The organism is Bradyrhizobium sp. 613_E4_N2_2 (assembly GCF_052075995.1).
Lineage (GTDB): Bacteria > Pseudomonadota > Alphaproteobacteria > Rhizobiales > Xanthobacteraceae > Bradyrhizobium > Bradyrhizobium barranii.
Map to the genome: position 1 here is coordinate 1,232,603 of NZ_CP197234.1, position 16,601 is coordinate 1,249,203.

Below are 16,601 nucleotides of genomic sequence, written 5' to 3' on the forward strand. Positions count from 1 at the left end.
TCGATATAATAGCGGAATCAGGCGCCAAACGGGCAGATTCTTCTGCCATACACCGGGGAACCGCCGTCCCCGTCAAGGCGATCGGGCAATTTCCCTGTTCAGGGTTACTTTCGGGGCGGTTTTACCGCCCGCGGAGGCGATCCAGCACGTCCGAGGAGGCAAATCCGTCGGCGGGGACCCCGATCGAGGCTTGGAAATTGCGCAGCGCCTCCCGGGTCTGGCCGCCGAACTGGCCGTCCGGGGTGCCCTTGTAGAAGCCGCGCTGGGCCAAGAGCTGCTGGAGTTCCAGCCGTTCAGTGCGGGACAGCTCGCGCTCCTGCCGCGGCCAGGGCTGCACGAAGGGCTGGCCGCCGCGCAGGCGGTCGGCGAAATGGCCGATCGCCAGCGCATAAGCCTCGGCCGGGTTGTACTTCATGATGACGCGGTAATTCTGCAGCATCAGGAAGCCCGGGCCCTGCGCCCCGGCGGGCGCCAGCAGATAGGCTTTCTCGGCCGGATGCGGGAAGGGGTGGTTGGCCGGGCGCTTGAGCCCGAGCTTCTCCCACTGCGGGATCGTCATCGCCTTGGCGCGATCGGCCAGCATGTAGTTGAAGCCCTGGGGCACCACGACCTCGTAGCCCCAGGTCTGGCCGGCCTGCCAGCCGTCCTTCTTCAGATTGTTGGCGGTCGAGGCGATCAGATCGGTGGGATTGTCGACGACGTCGCGCCGTCCGTCGCCATCGCCATCCACGGCAAAGCGCTTGAACGCAGTCGGCATGAACTGGGTCGGGCCGAAGGCGCCGGCCCAGGAGCCGCGCATTTGCTCAGGCCTGAGATCGCCGCGGTTGAGGATCTCCAGCGCGGAGAGAAACTCGTCCTTGAAATAGGCCTGGCGGCGGCCGATGCAGGCGAGCGTCGCGGTCGATTGCAGCACGCTGCGGTCGCCCATCTGCGTCGAGTAATTGGACTCGATGCCCCAGATCGAGGCGATGATGTAGCGGTCGACGCCGGTAGCCTTTTCGGTGGCGTCGAACTGCGCCTTGTATTTGGCGAGGACCTCGCGGCCCGTGGCGAGGCGGTTGTCGTTCACGAGGATGTCGAGATAGTCCCAGATCGACTTGGTGAACTCCGGCTGCGAATCCATCAGATCCATGATGCGCAGGTCGGGCGACAGCCCGGCCGTGAAGCGCTGGAAATTCTCCTGCGTGATGTTGCGCCGTGCGGCATCGGGCCACATCCCCGCCACGCAATTGTTGAAGTTGGAGGCCGCTTCGCGGATCGCGGCGGCCGTCATCAACGGGTGGCCGGAGGCGCCGTCCTCGCCGGTCCATGGCAAGGCGCCGCCGGGGCCGGGCGCCGGCTGAGAGGGCGCTGGATTCGAGCCGGAGAAAATACCGCCGAACAGGTTCGACAAGCCGTTCTGCGCCTGGGCGCGCGCGCTGACAGGCAGCAGCACAGCGGCCGCAAGCATCATTGCGCCGGTCACAAATCCAGCACGTTTTGCCAGCCCTGCCACTGATTGCATCATACCCTACCTGTCCGGCCGAAAATCCGCCTTCAGGAGGCCCGGTACCGGTTGCCAATAGCTTAACAAAGGTGAAATTTTGGTGTCGGCCTTTTTCTCAACTCTGTGAGCGCGAGGCCCCACATCCGCCTTTGTTAGCGGCTGCAAACAAGCTAGCAAGATACCATTGCTCCCTTCACGTCCTCAGGTATTCGATCTGTCCCATGAAAATTCGCAAAGCCGTATTCCCCGTCGCCGGCCTCGGCACCCGCGTCCTGCCCGCCACCAAGGCGATGCCGAAGGAAATGCTGACCATCGTCGACAAGCCGCTGATCCAGTACGTCTATGACGAGGCGAGGGAAGCCGGCATCGAGCACTTCATCTTCGTCACCGGCCGCAACAAAAACGTCATCGAAGATCATTTCGACAAGATGTTCGAGCTCGACGCGACGCTCGCCGCGCGCGGCAAGAAGGCCGAGCAGGACATCCTGGCGCAGAACCAGCCGGAGGCCGGCGCCGTCAGCTTCACCCGCCAGCAGGCGCCGCTCGGTCTCGGCCACGCGGTCTGGTGCGCGCGCGACATCGTCGGCAACGAGCCGTTCGCGGTCGTGCTGCCCGATGAGCTCGTGCTCAACACGACCGGCTGCCTGAAGCAGATGATCGAGACGGCTTCAACGCTCGGCGAAAAATCCAACGTCATCGCGGTCGAGGCGGTGCCCGACCATCTTACCCATCAATACGGCATCTGCGGCGTCGGCAAGCGCACCGGCAAGATGTTCGAGGTCGACGGCATGGTCGAGAAGCCGGCCAAGGGCACCGCGCCCTCCAACCTCTCCATCACCGGCCGCTACATCCTTCAGCCGGAGATCTTCAAGATCCTGGAGACCCAGGAGCGCGGCGCCGGCGGCGAGATCCAGCTCACCGACGCCATGATCGGCCTCGCCAAGTCGCAGAAATTCTACGGCGTCGAGTTCGAGGGCGAGCGCCATGATTGCGGCTCCAAGCCCGGCTTCCTCCGCGCCAACATCGCCTACGGCCTGAAGCGGCCGGAACTGCGCGATGGGCTCATCGCGGAGATGAAGAAGTATCTGGGGCAGTAGCGCTCCACTCGTCATTGCGAGGAGCGAAGCGACGAAGCAATCCAGGCTGCCTCCGCGGAGACAGTCTGGATTGCTTCGCTTCGCTCGCAATGACGGAGGGGGCCCCTCACGCCACCAGCGATAGCTTCGGAAGGCTCGCGACCACGGACTGGTTGCGGCCGCCGGCTTTCGCCGCATAGAGCGCCTTGTCGGCGGCGGCGACCAGGACCGGCCAGTCCAGGCCGGTGGTAGGGACCAGGCCCGCAATCCCGCAGGAGACCGTCGACATCGCCTGGTCGTCGGACCAACCCTGCACCTTGCCGCGGATCGTCTCGGCGACATTGAAGGCCTCGGCGGCCGAAGTGTTCGGCAGTAGCACCGCGAATTCCTCGCCGCCATAGCGCGCGGCGCAGTCGCCGGACCGCCGCACCGAATCGGAAATGCAGATGGCGATGCCGACCAGCACCTGGTCGCCGGCCTGATGGCCGAACGTGTCGTTGTAGGCCTTGAAGTGATCGGCATCGATCATCAGCAGCGCGACCGGCGTCTTCTGGCGCATCGCGCGGCGCCATTCGACGTCGATGACCTGATCGAACTTGCGGCGGTTCTTCAGGCCGGTGAGCGCATCCGTCGTCGCCATCTCCTCGAGCTTGCGCTCGGCTTCGGCACGCCGGCCGATCTCGCGGGCGAGCACCAGCGTCGAGGCCAGCATGAACAGGATGAGCGCCAGGACTACCGCGCCGATGCGGTAGGCTTCCTTCTGCCAGAGCTCGAACACGGCGGCGAGCGGCTTGCCTGCCACCACGAACAGCGGACCCGGGCCGGTGCTGCGGACATAGAGGCGCGGCGTCGCGTCCACCGGGCCCTGGCCCGCATAGGACCCGCCGGCCTTGAGATTGTCGGCCTTCCAGCTCTGCCGCGTCCCCAGATTCTTGCCGATGACGTCGAGATCGAACGGCCGCCGCATCATGATGGTGCGATCGCGCGTCAGCACGGTGATGGTATCGTCGGGATCGAGGTTCAGGCGCTCGAACAATTCGTGGAAATAGCTGAAACGGATCGAGCCGGTGACGACCCCCAAGAAGCCGCCGTCGGTATCGCTGATGCGCCGGCTCAGCACGATGGAATAGGCGCCGCGGAACAGCATCGGACGGCTGATGAAGAGGCCGGCGTCGGGATCGTCGCGATGAACCCTGAAGTAGTCCTCCTCGCTCCGGTTCTCCGGCAGGGGATCGAGCGTGGAGGCGTCGATGGTCAGCCTGCCCTCGGCATCGAACACCTGGATGGCGCCGAAGTGCCGCGCCGTGGTGGCGTGATCGAACAGGATCAGGTGACGGATCGGCTTCGAGACCGCGTTGATCTCCGGCAGCAGCATGTTGCTGGCGACCGCCTTCAGGGAGAGATCGTAGATCTCGATGTTGCGGCTGATATCTGCTTCGATGGAGGTGGCCAGATTGTCCAGCGTCTGGCGCGCGAGGGCCTCCTCGCCGCGGCGCATGTCCAGCATGACGTTGACGCAAATGGCGGAAAAGCCGATCACCGTCACGACGGACGATATGATCAGCAGCTTCGCCGAAATCCGCCACGGCCGGCGGGTCGTGACGTCGCGCCATCCAGACTGCATCGAGTGCTCCCAACACTAGTGGATGCGCCCGAAATCTTGCGTAGTGTTTAAGCCGGGACGGCGCTGCCACAATGAGTTAAGAATTGGTTTCCGCGGGCATCGCTTTTGGGCAGCGGAGCTGGGACGAGAGGACGATTGTGAACGATTACGACGCGCTGCGGGATTACCTGATGCGGCAGAAGCAAACGGAATTCGTGCTGAGTTTCGAGCAGATCGAGGAGATCATCGGCTCGGCCCTGCCGCGGGCGGCGAATCGCGCCTCATGGTGGGACAGCCTCCGCAGCCCCGACATCCAGATGCCCCAGCGCGAAGCCTGCCTCGCCGCGGGGTTCGTCGCGACGCGGATGCCGGACGGCCAGAGCGTGCGCTTCACCAAGAAGAAGCAGCGCAGGTGAGCTGACGCTGCATGATTTTGCGCTGGCTAAGGGGGATTGTTGGCGCAGCCCTGATTGCAACAGGCGTGCTGTTCGCGCTCGCCTTCGAGGCCCGCTACTGGCGCTGGCGCGACTGCTTCAACGAGCTCGGCCGCTGCTACGACCCGGTAACGCAGGATGTTTATCTCGAACAGGCGGGAATGGTCTGGGGCGGTCTTGCCGCGATCTCGCTGGTGGTGGGATTTTGTTTGGTCGCGGGGCTACGACGCAAGCCAGGGTAGGTCAGCTGGACGCGGTGCGCCGCAAGCGCGAGACGGGGGGCGTTAGCCCAAGTGTAGAACCACGGCCTTCATTGGCGATTATGGGGCCAGCGTTCGTCATGGGCTCGTATCAGGCATCTGGTTGTCTGCCGGTCGCAGACGCGCACGCATGTGTTCTGGCGCCCTCGAACGTCACCGGCCCCGCCGGTGTAGTCGGCACATGTGCCGAGGCAATTTGCGCCTCGATCCTCGCATCGTGCGGCTGTCACTGCTTCGGCCGATGAGGCGAGGAACACTCCGGTGCCGATGAGGGTCATCGCGTAGAAAAGGTGCCGAGTCATCCGTGACTCCTGAGAAAGACGCGTGGTCTGCTCATTCTGAGAACGACAGCTGCGAGCCCAGTGACCTCGATGACGAAGCCGTTCTGGATCGAATGCTGCGTGCCATCTTTCATGGTGGTCGAGCAGGGCCCATTGATCTGGATCAAGCCCGGCATGAGCGCGCCGGTGCGGCACCCCACGCTCGCTTTGCGAGCGACCCTTTCCGGGAGGAGAGCGGAAGAAGATAAGCGCTAACTCGCCGCTTCCAGCCGCACTTCCGTGAGCAGACGCATCGCCGCGTCCGCGTCCATCGGCTCGCCGAAGGCGAAGCCCTGCGCGTATTCGCAGCCCATCTGGTAGAGCTCGACCGCGTCGGAGTCTGTCTCGGCGCCTTCCGCGACCACGTCCATGCCGAGGTCATGCGCGAGCGCGATGATCGACTTCAGGATCACCGGACGGGTGCCGCGGTTGGTGGTGCGCACGAACGACTGGTCGATCTTGATGGTGTCGAACGGGAAGCGCTGGAGATAGGCGAGCGAGGAATGGCCGGTGCCGAAATCGTCGAGCGACAGCCCGGTGCCGAGCTCGCGGATGCGCGTCAGCATCTGGGCTGCGTGCTCCGGGTTCTCCATCACCAGCGATTCCGTCAATTCCAGCTTCAGCGTGCCGCGCGCCACAGAGGAGCGCGACAGCACGGTGCGGATGTCGTGGATCAGGTCGTGGCGCAAGAGCTGCCGCGAGGAGACGTTGACGGAGGCGAAGATCGGCTCGCGCGAGCGCATCGCGCGTTGCCACACCGAAAGCTGCTTTGCGGTCTGGTCGAGCACGAACATGCCGAGGTCGACGATCAGGCCGGTCTCTTCCGCGATGCTGATGAATTCCGACGGCGCCATGCGTCCGAGCTTCGGATGATCCCAGCGCACCAGCGCCTCGAAGCCGGCGATCGAACGATCCTCCAGCCGCACGATCGGCTGGTACAGGATCGTGAGCTCCTGCCGCTCGATGGCGCGGCGCAGCTCGCTCTCCAGCGTCAGGCGGTCGGTCTTTCGCGCGCGCATCGCCGGCTTGTAGACGTCGATGCGGTCGCCGCCGATGCGCTTGGAATGATACATCGCAAGCTCGGCGTCCTTGATGATCTCGTCCGTCAATTGTGTCTGCGGATCGGACAGCGCCAGCCCGATCGAGGCGGTGAGAAAAATCTCGCGGTCGTTGAAGGCGATCGGGGCGCGGATGGTCTTGCGGATGGTTTCGGCGAAGGCGGTGATGCGGGCAGGGTCCTGCTCCGAGAGCAGGATCAGGCCGAACTGGTCGCCGGCGAGCCGCGCCAGCGTGTCCTGCGGCTTCAGGATGCGGGTGAGGCGGCGGGCCAGCGTCAGCAGGATCGAGTCGCCGACCGCGATGCCGACGGAATCGTTGACCTGCTTGAAGCGGTCGAGGTCGATCACCATCAGCGTCGGCCGCAGCGTCGGCATGGTCTTGGCGAAATGCGCGACCGCACCCAGCCGGTCCATGAACAGTTTGCGGTTGGGCAGGCCGGTGAGGTTGTCATGCACGGAATCGTGCAGCAGGCGCTCCTCGGCGTTGCGCAGCTCGGTGACGTCGGTCAGCGTGCCGACCACGCGCGAGACCTCGCCGTCCGAGCCGACCACCGGGCGCGCCTTCAGCGCGAACCACATGAAATGACCGTCCGGCGTGCGCAGCCGGAAATCCTGCACCAGGCGGCCGCGGCGCTGGTCGAGCACGCTGTCGAGCGCGGCGCGGAACCGGTCCTGGTCGAGCGGATGCAGCACCTCAAGCCATGAGGCGGCCGGGCCTTCCAGCGTGCCGCGCTTGAGGCCGAGCAGGGCTTCGGTCTCCGGGCTGGTGAACACCTTGTCGGCGGAGACGTCCCAGTCCCAGATCAGATCGCCGGAGCCGGCCAGCGCCAGCGCCCGCCGCTCGATGTCGGAGACGACGCCGGTGCTGGCGCTGCCGCCGGCAAAGGCGTGCTGCATCACCGTGAAGCCGATCAGCATCACGATCAGCACGAGGCCGCCGAGCAGAGCCGGGCCGACGATGTCGTTGGTGACGGAGCCCGCGACCGTCATGCCGGCCGCGACCACCCAGACCACCAGCAGGAACCAGGTCGGGATCAAGAGCACCGCGCGGTCGAAGCCATGTGTGGAGAGGTAGACGATCAGCGCGAAGCCAGCGAAGGCGATCAGCACCAGCGACATGCGGGCGATGCCGGAAGCCACCGCCGGGTCGAACAAGGCCAGCGCCACCAGCGAACCCAGGAAGGCAAGCCAGAGCACCGTAATGTGCGAATAGCGCACGTGCCATCGACTGAGGTTGAGATAGGCGAACAGGAACACCAGCAGCGTCGCCGCCAATATCGCTTCACCCGCCGCGCGCCAGATGCGCTCGGCGTTGTTCGACATATCGAGCACCTTGCCCCAGAAGCCGAAATCGACGCCGATATAGACCAGCACCGCCCAGGCCAGCGCCGCGGCGGCCGGGAACATGATGCTGCCCTTCACCACGAACAGAATGGTGAGCACGAGCGCCAAAAGCCCGGAGATGCCGATCACGATGCCCTGGTAGAGCGTGAAGGAATTGACCTTGTCCTTGTAGGACTCGGGCTCCCACAGATAGAGCTGCGGCAGCTTGTCGGTGCGCAGTTCCGCGACAAAGGTGACGACGGCGCCGGGATCGAGCGTGATGCGGAACACGTCGGCCGTCGCGCTCTCCTGGCGCTCCGGGCGGTCGCCGATCGAGGGCGTGATGGTCGCGATGCGCGACAGCCCGAGGTCGGGCCACAGCAGGCCCGACGAGACGATGCGGTAATGCGGGGCGACGATCAGGCGGTCGAGCTGGTCGTCGGTGTTGTTGGCGAGCGCGAACACCACCCAGTTCTGGCCGCCCTCGCGGGCGCGCACCTCGATGCGGCGGACGATGCCGTCGGTGCCGGGTGCGGTGGAGACCTGGATGCGATCGGCGTCACTGCGCTGATGCTCGAGCACGCCGGTGAGGTCGATCGCGGGCGCGTCGCCGCGGACGCTGACGGCATCCAGCGCGCGCGCCTGGGATGCGGCGACGAGAATCATGAGGCCCAGCGCTATGGGCGCGAGGCACCTGATCAGACGCAAGGTCGGTTCTCCGCGTTCGACGCAAACTCTTCAGTGCAAGATGGTCAGTGCAAGGCGTTTTCCGAACGGAGCAAGATGGTTCGGCGCGTCGCGATAGATGCCACGAAAGCGAGGAAAATCAAAGGGTTTCCGCCTTGCCTGATGGGCCGTTGGCCTAGACCTCCAACACAATTTTGCCAATATGTGCCGAGGTCTCCATGCGCCGGTGCGCATCGGATGCCTTTTCCAGCGGGAAACTGCTGTCCATCAGCGGCTTGACGCGGCCTTCGCGCAACAGCGGCATCACTTTCGCCTCGATTGCGGCCACCATGGCCGCCTTGTCCGCATTACTACGGGGGCGCAGGGTCGAGCCGGTATGGGTCAGGCGCTTCACCATCACCTTGGCGATGTTGACGCTGACCTTGGGGCCGTTGAGGGTTGCGATCTGCACGATGCGGCCGTCGACCGCCGCGGCATCATAGTTGCGGTCGACATACTCGCCGGCCACCATGTCGAGGATCAGGTTGGCGCCGGTATTATTGGTCTCCGCCTTGACCACGGCGACGAAGTCCTCGGTCTTGTAGTTGATGGCGCGGTCGGCACCTAACTTGAGGCAGGCATCGATCTTGTCCTGCGATCCCACGGTGACGAACACTTTCGCGCCAAAGGCTTTCGCAAGCTGGATCGCCATGGTGCCGATGCCGGAGGAGCCGCCATGGATCAGCAGCGTCTCGCCGGCCTTCAGGCCGCCGCGCTCGAACAGGTTGTGCCAGACCGTCATCAGGGTTTCCGGCAGCGCGCCGGCTTCCTTGATCGACAGCGCCGGCGGCACGCTCATCGCCTGGGCGTCCTGCGCGATGCAGTACTGCGCATAACCGCCGCCGGCGACCAGCGACATCACCTTGTCGCCGATCTTGTGCCGTTTGGCGTTGCTGCCGACCGCCACCACTTCGCCGGCGATCTCGAGCCCCGGCAGGTCGCTGGCGCCGGGCGGCGGCGGATAGGCGCCGGAGCGCTGCGCCACGTCGGGCCGGTTGACGCCCGCGGCCTGCACCTTGACCAGGATCTCGTCGGGACCGGGCTGCGGAACGGCACGTTGTTCCGGCACCAGCACCTCCGGTCCGCCGGGCTTGGAGATGGCGACCACGGTCATTTGCGCGGGCAGCTTGTCCATGATGTGTCCTTGGATGAATGAATTCGGCGAATGGCATATCGCCTTTTTCCGCCGAAGTGAAACGACATTAAGGCCCGAACCGCGCCGCCAGATGGCTTGCTCTTTCGGGAGAGATTTTTTCGACCAGTGGACCGATCGGCGCGATCGCTGTGCCGGCGCCGCCGTCGAGCAGGTCCGCAATTGGGCCACGGGGCCAGCGTGGCGCGGCATCTTCGCCACCGAAGGCGTGCAGCACATTTTCCGACAGGCTGGGCACGATACTCCACGCCAGCACGGCGCAGGTGCGGACCAGATTGAGGGCTGTTCGCGTCACGATCGCCGCGCGAAGCCGATCGGACTTGATGGCCGTCCACGGCGCGGCATGCTGCAGGTAAGCGTTCGCCACATCCCAGATCGCACGCGTTGCGGCGGCCGCGGCACGAAACTCGAGCGCCTCGTGGTGGCGTCGCAGCGTCGCGATACGCTGCTCCAGTTCCCGTGCGAGCAGGTGCTCGGCCTCGTCAGGAGCGCCGCCTTCCGGAATCCGGCCGTCGAAGGCCCGATGGGCAAAGCTGACAATGCGATTGACGAGGTTGCCGAAGATGTCGGCGAGATCCTTGTTCACGTCGGCGACGAACCTGGCAACGTTGAAATCGGTGTCGGCGCTCTCGGGCGCGTTGGCGACCAGCCACCAGCGCCAGAGATCGGCGGGCAATTCCTCCAGGGCCTGGTCGGTAAAGATGCCCCGATTGCGGCTGGTCGAGAACTTGCCGCCCTCGTAATTGAGCCAGTGGAATCCCTTGATCACGTCCACGCTCTTCCACGGCTCGTTCGAGCCGATCAGCGTCGCCGGGAAGCTCACGGTGTGGAATGGGATGTTGTCCTTGCCGAGGAACTGGACGTAGCGGACGTCATCGGCCTGCCACCACCATTTTCGCCAGTCGCGGCTCGGCGCGGCGGCGGCCCATTCCTGGGTGGCGGCGATGTAACCGATCGGCGCGTCGAACCAGACATAGAAGACCTTGTCGGCGAATCCCTGTCGCGGAACCGGGATGCCCCAGGCCAGATCGCGCGTGATGCAGCGATCGCGCAGATCGGCTGTCAGCCAGCCTTTCGCGGTCGATACCACGAAGGAGGGCCAGCCGGAGCGGCTATCGATCCACGCGCTCAACGCTCCGACAAGTTGCGACTGGCGCAGGAACAGATGGCGGCTTTCTCGGACCTCCAGCGCCCGGTCGCCCGACAGCGCAGACCGCGGGTCGATCAGTTCGGGCGGATCGAGCAGCGCGCCACACTGGTCACATTGATCACCGCGCGCGGACGGGTCGCCGCAATGCGGGCAGGTGCCGAGCACGTAGCGGTCCGGCAGGAAGCGGCCGTCCGTGGGTGACCAGACCTGCGGCAACTTACGTTCCTCGATCAATCCGGCATCGTCGAGCCTGCGATAGAAGTGCTGCGTCAGAGCGCTGTTCTGTGGCGAGCTGGTTCGCCCGAAATGGTCGAAGGAGAGGCCGAACCGGCGGTAGATGTCGGCCTGGATTGCGTGCTGCGCGTCGCAGAAAGTGCGGACATCCTGTCCGGCGCGAACGGCGCCGAGCTCGGCCGGCGTGCCGTGCTCGTCGGTGGCGCAGATGAAGAGCACGTCGTCGCCGATCTGCCGCCTGAAGCGGGCATGGACATCGGCAGGGAGGAGCGAGCCTATGAGATTGCCGAGATGCTTGACGCCGTTCACGTAGGGAAGGGCGCTGGTGATGAGAATTTTGGTCATGACTGCGGTCTTTCGCGTTTGGTGATGCCGACCGACGAAAAATCAAAAGCCCTCCCGCATGATCGGAAGGGCTTGGGGTCGGCTCATGCCTCACGCGCGTGGACGCGCGCTTATCCCGTCCGGTCAACCTCCTTGCGGTCGGGCCGGGGCATTCGCGTCAGGTGTTGCGCGCTCGCGAAAGTCACTGCAAATTCTCCTTGTGCAGAAGCGATACCATTTCGGCTCGGAAAGCGCCAGATCGGCGTCGTTCAGGACAGGACTGCCCGGGAGGACACATGGCCATCGAGGACGACGACAAGCCGCGCAAGAAGGTCAGCCATGAAATCGGACAGGATCTCTCACTCCTGTCAGTGGAAGAACTGACCGAGCGCGTGGCGCTGCTCAACACCGAGATCGCAAGGCTCGAGGAAGCCGCCACCAAGAAGCGAGCCTCGCGCAATGCGGCGGATAGTTTTTTCAAGAAGTAGGGCCCAGCGCTCACCTCTCGTGTCCCGGACGCGGTGCAGCGCGTAGCGCTGCTCCGCAGAGACGGGACCCATGCTTCGCGCAAAACTATCTCGCGTCGTCATTCCGGGGCGGCGTGCAGCGCCGAGCCCGGAATCCATAATCACGGGCAGTTGAAACGGGCAGGCTGAGCCGGGCCACCGCATCCGCCTGTGGCTATGGATTCTCAGATGCGCAATTGCGCATCAAAGCTCGCGACTTCGTGGCGCCCCGGAATGACGAGTGCCGAGTTTGTTCCGCCGCCCCCTCGGCCAGTGACCGACATGGCTAACGAACTCTCAAAAAATTAGCTCGTTTACTTCCAATTAAGCTTTCGGGTTTATGACTGGAGCTGTCCTCGTTTGGACACCGAGTGGCTCCTGTCCACTCTGTTTGACGCCTCCCTGTTATCAACTTTCAAAGCCGCCGGTCTCCGGCGGCTCTTTTTTTGCCTTTTTGGGTCCCGTTCCGGTTGAATTCCGAGGAAAGACGCGCGGAAACCATATCCGCGCTTGTCGCTGGACTCCGCGTCCGGCTCGCGCAATGATTTGTTCATCATAAGCCGGCGCCAAAGCCGGACAGTCAGACAGTTGCGTAAGGGGCGTTAACCATGGAACGTTTGCAAGCCGAAGGTGCTCTCGTTCAACTCAGCGAGCGGTTCACCAATTCTGCGGCGTTCGGCGTCCTGTTCCGTGAGGGCATGGACCTGGTGGAAGAGACGGCCGCCTATCTCGATGGCGCCGGCCGCACCGAGGCCAAGGCGCTCGATCGCGCCGTCAGCCTCACCTATGCGACCGAGAGCATGCGCCTGACCACCCGCCTGATGCAGCTTGCCTCATGGCTGCTGCTGCACCGCGCGGTGAAGGAAGGCGAGATGACGCTGAGCCAGGCCAATCGCGAGAAGACCAAGGTCAAGCTCAGCGCCGCCGATCCCGGCCCGTCCGATACCGTCGAGAAGCTGCCCTCGCAGCTGCAGGATCTGATCCATCGCTCGATGAGCCTTCAGACCCGCGTGCGCCGCCTCGACACCACCATCCACACCCCGCCGGTCGAATACGTGGCGATCGGCAACCCGCTGGTGCCGCAGCTCAACGCGCTGAAGGCCGCGTTCGAGCGGTAAGGTCTATCAACAATCACGGTCGTCATTCCGGGACGCGCCTCTTGGCGCGGGCCCGGAATCCATAACCACGATCGGGAGTATGGATTCTCGCGACTTCGTCGCGCCCCGGAATGACGGCAAAACAAAAACGCCCCCGGTCTGACCGGGGGCGTTTTTCGTGTCCAGCCTTGCGGGCGGGATCAATCCTTTTTGAGAAAGCCCGAAAACTTCTTCTGGAAGCGCGAGACACGGCCGCCGCGATCCATCAGCTGGGCGTTGCCGCCGGTCCAGGCCGGGTGCGACTTCGGGTCGATGTCGAGGTTCAGCGTGTCGCCTTCCTTGCCCCAGGTGGAGCGGGTCAGGTACTCGGTTCCGTCGGTCATCACGACCTTAATCGTATGATAATTCGGATGAATTTCGGCTTTCATGGCAATTCCTCGGCGCCCGGCGCCTGTCTTGAGTGGCTATCGAATGACGGATTTGGCGGGGTCTATACCCCACAGGCCCCTTTAAAACAAGCCATTGTGGGCAAAGGAGAACCGGGCCGTCCCCTAAGGGACATCCCGGATTTGCCACTCCCCCCGCAGCGGCCTATGTGGAGCTAATATGTCTCCTTGGGTCCGATCTCATGAGCGCTGTGGAACGGCTTGACGACCAGTACCGCGACGAGCGCGCCGGGCCTGAGGCCCCGTCGATCGAAGCCGAGTTGATCGAGACGCCGGCGAAGGGCCGCGCGAAGCTGCGGCCGCTGCTGGCGCTCGCGCCCTATGTGGCCCGCTATCGCGGCCGCGCGGCACTCGCCTTCGTCGCGCTCACGGTCGCGGCGCTGACGACGCTACTGGTGCCGATCGCTGTGAGGCGGATGATCGATTTCGGCCTGACGCCGGAAGGCATCGCGCTGATCAACAGCTACTTCTCCGTGATGATCGCGGTCGTCGCCGTGCTCGCGCTTGCCAGCGCCTCGCGATACTACCTCGTGATGACGATCGGCGAGCGCATCGTCGCCGACCTCCGGCGCGACGTCTTCGCGCATCTGCTCTCGCTCTCGCCGGCCTTCTTCGATTCCGCGCGCAGCGGTGAGCTGGTGTCGCGGCTCACGGCCGACACCACCCAGATCAAGTCCGCGGTCGGTGCCTCCGTCTCGATCGCGCTGCGCAATCTCATGATGTTCTTCGGTGCGGCGGCGATGATGGTGATCACCAGCCCGCGCCTCTCCGGCTTCGTGCTGCTCGCCATTCCCCTGATCGTGCTGCCGCTGGTCGCGTTCGGGCGCTGGGTGCGGCGTCTGTCGCGCAATGCGCAGGACACGCTGGCCGATGCCTCCGCCTATGCGGGCGAGTTGGTCGGCGCCATCCGCACCGTGCAGGCCTATACCAGCGAAGGGCTCGCCGAGAAGCGTTTTGGCGGCGAGGTCGAGCAGGCCTATGAAGCCGCGCGCACCTCCACGCAGGCCCGCGCCGTGCTCACCGCCATCATCATCTTCATCGTGTTCGCAAGCGTGGTCGCGATCCTCTGGATCGGCTCGCATGACGTCCTGATCGGCACGATCTCGCCGGGCCGGCTCGGCCAGTTCGTGCTCTATGCGGCGTTTGCCGCGGCCGGCCTCGGCCAGCTCAGCGAGGTCTGGGGCGAAGTCTCGGCCGCCTCCGGCGCCGCCGAGCGGCTGTTCGAGATCCTGCATGTGCGGCCCGAGATCACCGCGCCGGCGTCACCGCGCGCGCTGCCCGTGCCGGCGCGCGGCGAGGTCGGCTTCGACCAGGTCAGCTTCGCTTATCCGGCGCGGCCTCACGTCAATGTGCTCGATGCCGTGTCGTTCACCGTGCGCCCCGGCGAGAAGGTCGCGATCGTCGGGCCCTCAGGCGCCGGCAAGAGCACCATCTTTCATCTCCTGCTGCGCTTCTACGACCCGCGGGGCGGCGCGATCTCCCTCGACGGCGTGCCGGTCAAATCCGCCGACCCGCGCGATTTCCGCTTGCGCATCGCACTGGTGCCGCAGGAATCCAACGTGTTTGCCGCGAGCGCCCGCGAGAACATCCGCTTCGGCCGGCCCGATGCGACCGATGCCGAGGTCGAGCGTGCCGCCGAACTCGCGCATGCCGCCGAGTTCATCCGCCGCCTGCCCGAAGGTTTCGAGGCCCCGCTCGGCGAACGCGGCGTCACGCTCTCCGGCGGCCAGCGCCAGCGCATCGCCATCGCGCGCGCGATCCTGCGCGATGCGCCGCTCTTGCTGCTCGATGAAGCGACCTCCGCGCTCGATGCCGAAAGCGAGACGCTGGTGCAGACCGCGCTGGAAGAGCTGATGCGACACCGCACCACGCTGGTGATCGCCCATCGTCTCGCCACCGTCCTCTCCTGCGACCGCATCCTGGTGATGGACCAGGGCAAGATCGTCGAGCAGGGCACGCACGCGGAGCTCGTCGCCAAGAACGGGCTCTATGCGAGGCTCGCGAGGTTGCAGTTCGAGGGGGCGTGAGGGGCTCCTGACTGTCGCCTCACTGACGGTGTCATCACCCGCGAAATGTTTAGCCCGGAGACATGGCTGACACCTGTTCGGACACATCACTGACAGGTTGGCCATTGGTCAAGTCGATCGATGCGACCTGCCAGCTGGCGAAGAAGATTCCGTAGTGGCCGTCACGATCCAGCGGCCGGATGGCAAGGCGTTCGCGGGCGAAGGCCTGGGGAACTTTCCAGAAGTGTCCCTTGAAGGAGATGTAGGGTCTTGTCGATGAGACCCTGCGCACGATCTCGCCGCTGTCGTATTCGACGTTCGGAACGCGGGCCGGCATGGGGCGAGCACTTGGCCGGAAGCGATCGGCAGGGACCTGCATATCGAGGCCTTGGTGAGGCCGCTCCAGATTGTAGACCGGCCGCCAGGCGTCGAAGGCGCGCTGGACTTCCGGGAGAGTTCGGAAGCGGCGCATTGCAAACACCTCGGCCTTCAGGGTGCGATGGAAGCGTTCGTTCTTGCCGCGGGCCTGTGGGTGGCATGGCCTTGCGTGCACCACCCTGACGCCAAGCTTGAGCAGCCACACCTTCAGTCCGGTCCAACGAATGCCGGACGTATCGCCCCAGGGTGAGCCATTGTCGGTGTAGAAGGCCTCCGGCAGGCCATAGCAGCGGAACGTCGTCGACAGGTGATTCTGCACGGTGAGGCGCTGCTCGTCGGCACATGCCTTCAGGCACAGCACGTAGCGCGAGTGATCGTCGACGATCGTTAGCGGATGGCACCGCGTCCCATTGGCGAGCGGCAGGTGACCCTTGAAGTCCATCTGCCACAGCAGGTTGGGAGCTTCCTTCTCGAACCGGTGGCCCGGATTGGGCGGCGCATTCTCACTCGGTTTGATCCGGTCGTTCCGACACAGGATCTGGTGCACCGTTGATGGCACAGGCACCGTCTGCCCGCCCCGCTTCAGGCAATGGGCAATCTTCCGTGCTCCCCAAGCCGGATGCTTGTCGCGTACAGCCAGGACTTCTGCCTCGACCGCAGCCTCACTCCGCTTGGGCATCGCATGCGGGCGCCGGGAACAGTCGGCCAGCTCCCGATCGCCGGCCTGCCAGCGCGCCAGCCACTTGTAGCCGACGTCAGGACTGATGTTGAACCGACGGCACAGTTCGCGCCGGTTGGCGCCCTCCTGCAAAGCCAGCCGCACAAACTCGTGGCGCTGATCCATCACTGACACCTCGCTCCAAGGCATGGACGGCCTCCCGAATCGGACCAATCCAGCCAATGTTGATGTGTCAGCTATGTCTCCGAACACCCGTCAGTGATCTGTCCGGGCTAAACAAGAAAGCGGGTGATCCAGTATTCCAGAGACAGTAGTGGGATTCGGAGAAGTCGCGGCGTACTG

At 64.7% G+C, this 16,601-nt stretch carries 14 protein-coding genes; 7 read left to right on the forward strand and 7 right to left on the reverse strand.

Annotation, left to right across the window (positions count from 1 at the left end; all coding sequences use genetic code 11):
• Positions 1-121 precede the first annotated feature (121 nt).
• A complete protein-coding gene (locus AB7290_RS05775; RefSeq protein ID WP_245344109.1) occupies positions 122-1,453 on the reverse strand; it encodes a lytic murein transglycosylase in 1,332 nt (443 codons plus the stop codon).
• A gap of 254 nt (positions 1,454-1,707) precedes the next feature.
• Here AB7290_RS05775 and galU point away from each other — a divergent pair, with 254 nt between their 5' ends.
• Positions 1,708-2,583 carry a UTP--glucose-1-phosphate uridylyltransferase GalU gene (gene galU / locus AB7290_RS05780; RefSeq protein WP_014498169.1) on the forward strand — a complete coding sequence of 292 codons (876 nt, stop codon included), beginning with the start codon at positions 1,708-1,710 and terminating at the stop codon, positions 2,581-2,583.
• 106 nt (positions 2,584-2,689) lie between these two features.
• On the opposite strand, the gene AB7290_RS05785 is transcribed toward galU, so the two are convergent.
• Entirely contained in the window at positions 2,690-4,186 is a 1,497-nt protein-coding gene (locus AB7290_RS05785) for a sensor domain-containing diguanylate cyclase (RefSeq protein WP_085401853.1), read from the reverse strand.
• A 137-nt stretch (positions 4,187-4,323) separates the two neighbouring features.
• Between AB7290_RS05785 and AB7290_RS05790 the strand changes: the two genes are divergently transcribed.
• From AB7290_RS05790 to AB7290_RS05800, 3 genes are all read left to right on the forward strand, one after another.
• The gene (locus AB7290_RS05790) at positions 4,324-4,581 is read left to right on the forward strand and encodes a DUF7662 domain-containing protein (RefSeq protein ID WP_028148420.1); all 258 of its coding nucleotides are present in this window, start codon (positions 4,324-4,326) and stop codon (positions 4,579-4,581) included.
• 11 nt (positions 4,582-4,592) lie between these two features.
• Positions 4,593-4,841 carry a hypothetical protein gene (locus AB7290_RS05795; protein ID WP_144030762.1) on the forward strand — a complete coding sequence of 83 codons (249 nt, stop codon included), beginning with the start codon at positions 4,593-4,595 and terminating at the stop codon, positions 4,839-4,841.
• Between the two features lie 389 nt (positions 4,842-5,230).
• The gene (locus AB7290_RS05800) at positions 5,231-5,395 is read left to right on the forward strand and encodes a hypothetical protein (RefSeq protein ID WP_161495846.1); all 165 of its coding nucleotides are present in this window, start codon (positions 5,231-5,233) and stop codon (positions 5,393-5,395) included.
• On the opposite strand, the gene AB7290_RS05805 is transcribed toward AB7290_RS05800, so the two are convergent.
• From AB7290_RS05805 to metG, 3 genes are all read right to left on the reverse strand, one after another.
• Positions 5,392-8,268: an EAL domain-containing protein gene (locus AB7290_RS05805; protein WP_085401851.1), complete on the reverse strand. Its 2,877-nt coding sequence runs from the start codon at positions 8,266-8,268 to the stop codon at positions 5,392-5,394. The two genes, AB7290_RS05800 and AB7290_RS05805, sit on opposite strands and share 4 nt — an antisense overlap.
• A gap of 154 nt (positions 8,269-8,422) precedes the next feature.
• Positions 8,423-9,421: an NAD(P)H-quinone oxidoreductase gene (locus AB7290_RS05810; protein WP_085401850.1), complete on the reverse strand. Its 999-nt coding sequence runs from the start codon at positions 9,419-9,421 to the stop codon at positions 8,423-8,425.
• Positions 9,422-9,488: 67 nt separating this feature from the next.
• A complete protein-coding gene (gene metG, locus AB7290_RS05815) occupies positions 9,489-11,168 on the reverse strand; it encodes a methionine--tRNA ligase (protein ID WP_085401849.1) in 1,680 nt (559 codons plus the stop codon).
• 275 nt (positions 11,169-11,443) lie between these two features.
• Between metG and AB7290_RS05820 the strand changes: the two genes are divergently transcribed.
• Both AB7290_RS05820 and rcdA read left to right on the forward strand, forming a co-directional pair.
• The gene (locus AB7290_RS05820; RefSeq protein ID WP_085401848.1) at positions 11,444-11,635 is read left to right on the forward strand and encodes a DUF1192 domain-containing protein; all 192 of its coding nucleotides are present in this window, start codon (positions 11,444-11,446) and stop codon (positions 11,633-11,635) included.
• Positions 11,636-12,261: 626 nt separating this feature from the next.
• Positions 12,262-12,771: a protease adaptor protein RcdA gene (gene rcdA / locus AB7290_RS05825; protein WP_028148425.1), complete on the forward strand. Its 510-nt coding sequence runs from the start codon at positions 12,262-12,264 to the stop codon at positions 12,769-12,771.
• 179 nt (positions 12,772-12,950) lie between these two features.
• Here the strand turns inward: rcdA and rpmE are convergent, their stop codons facing one another.
• Positions 12,951-13,178: a 50S ribosomal protein L31 gene (gene rpmE, locus AB7290_RS05830; RefSeq protein WP_007599895.1), complete on the reverse strand. Its 228-nt coding sequence runs from the start codon at positions 13,176-13,178 to the stop codon at positions 12,951-12,953.
• Between the two features lie 200 nt (positions 13,179-13,378).
• Between rpmE and AB7290_RS05835 the strand changes: the two genes are divergently transcribed.
• Complete coding sequence (locus AB7290_RS05835) at positions 13,379-15,223, forward strand: ABC transporter ATP-binding protein/permease (RefSeq protein WP_085401847.1); 1,845 nt, start codon at positions 13,379-13,381, stop codon at positions 15,221-15,223.
• Between the two features lie 49 nt (positions 15,224-15,272).
• Here the strand turns inward: AB7290_RS05835 and AB7290_RS05840 are convergent, their stop codons facing one another.
• Positions 15,273-16,448, reverse strand: a complete 1,176-nt coding sequence (locus AB7290_RS05840) for an IS481 family transposase (protein ID WP_085398134.1) — start codon at positions 16,446-16,448, stop codon at positions 15,273-15,275.
• Between the last annotated feature and the right edge of the window lie 153 nt (positions 16,449-16,601).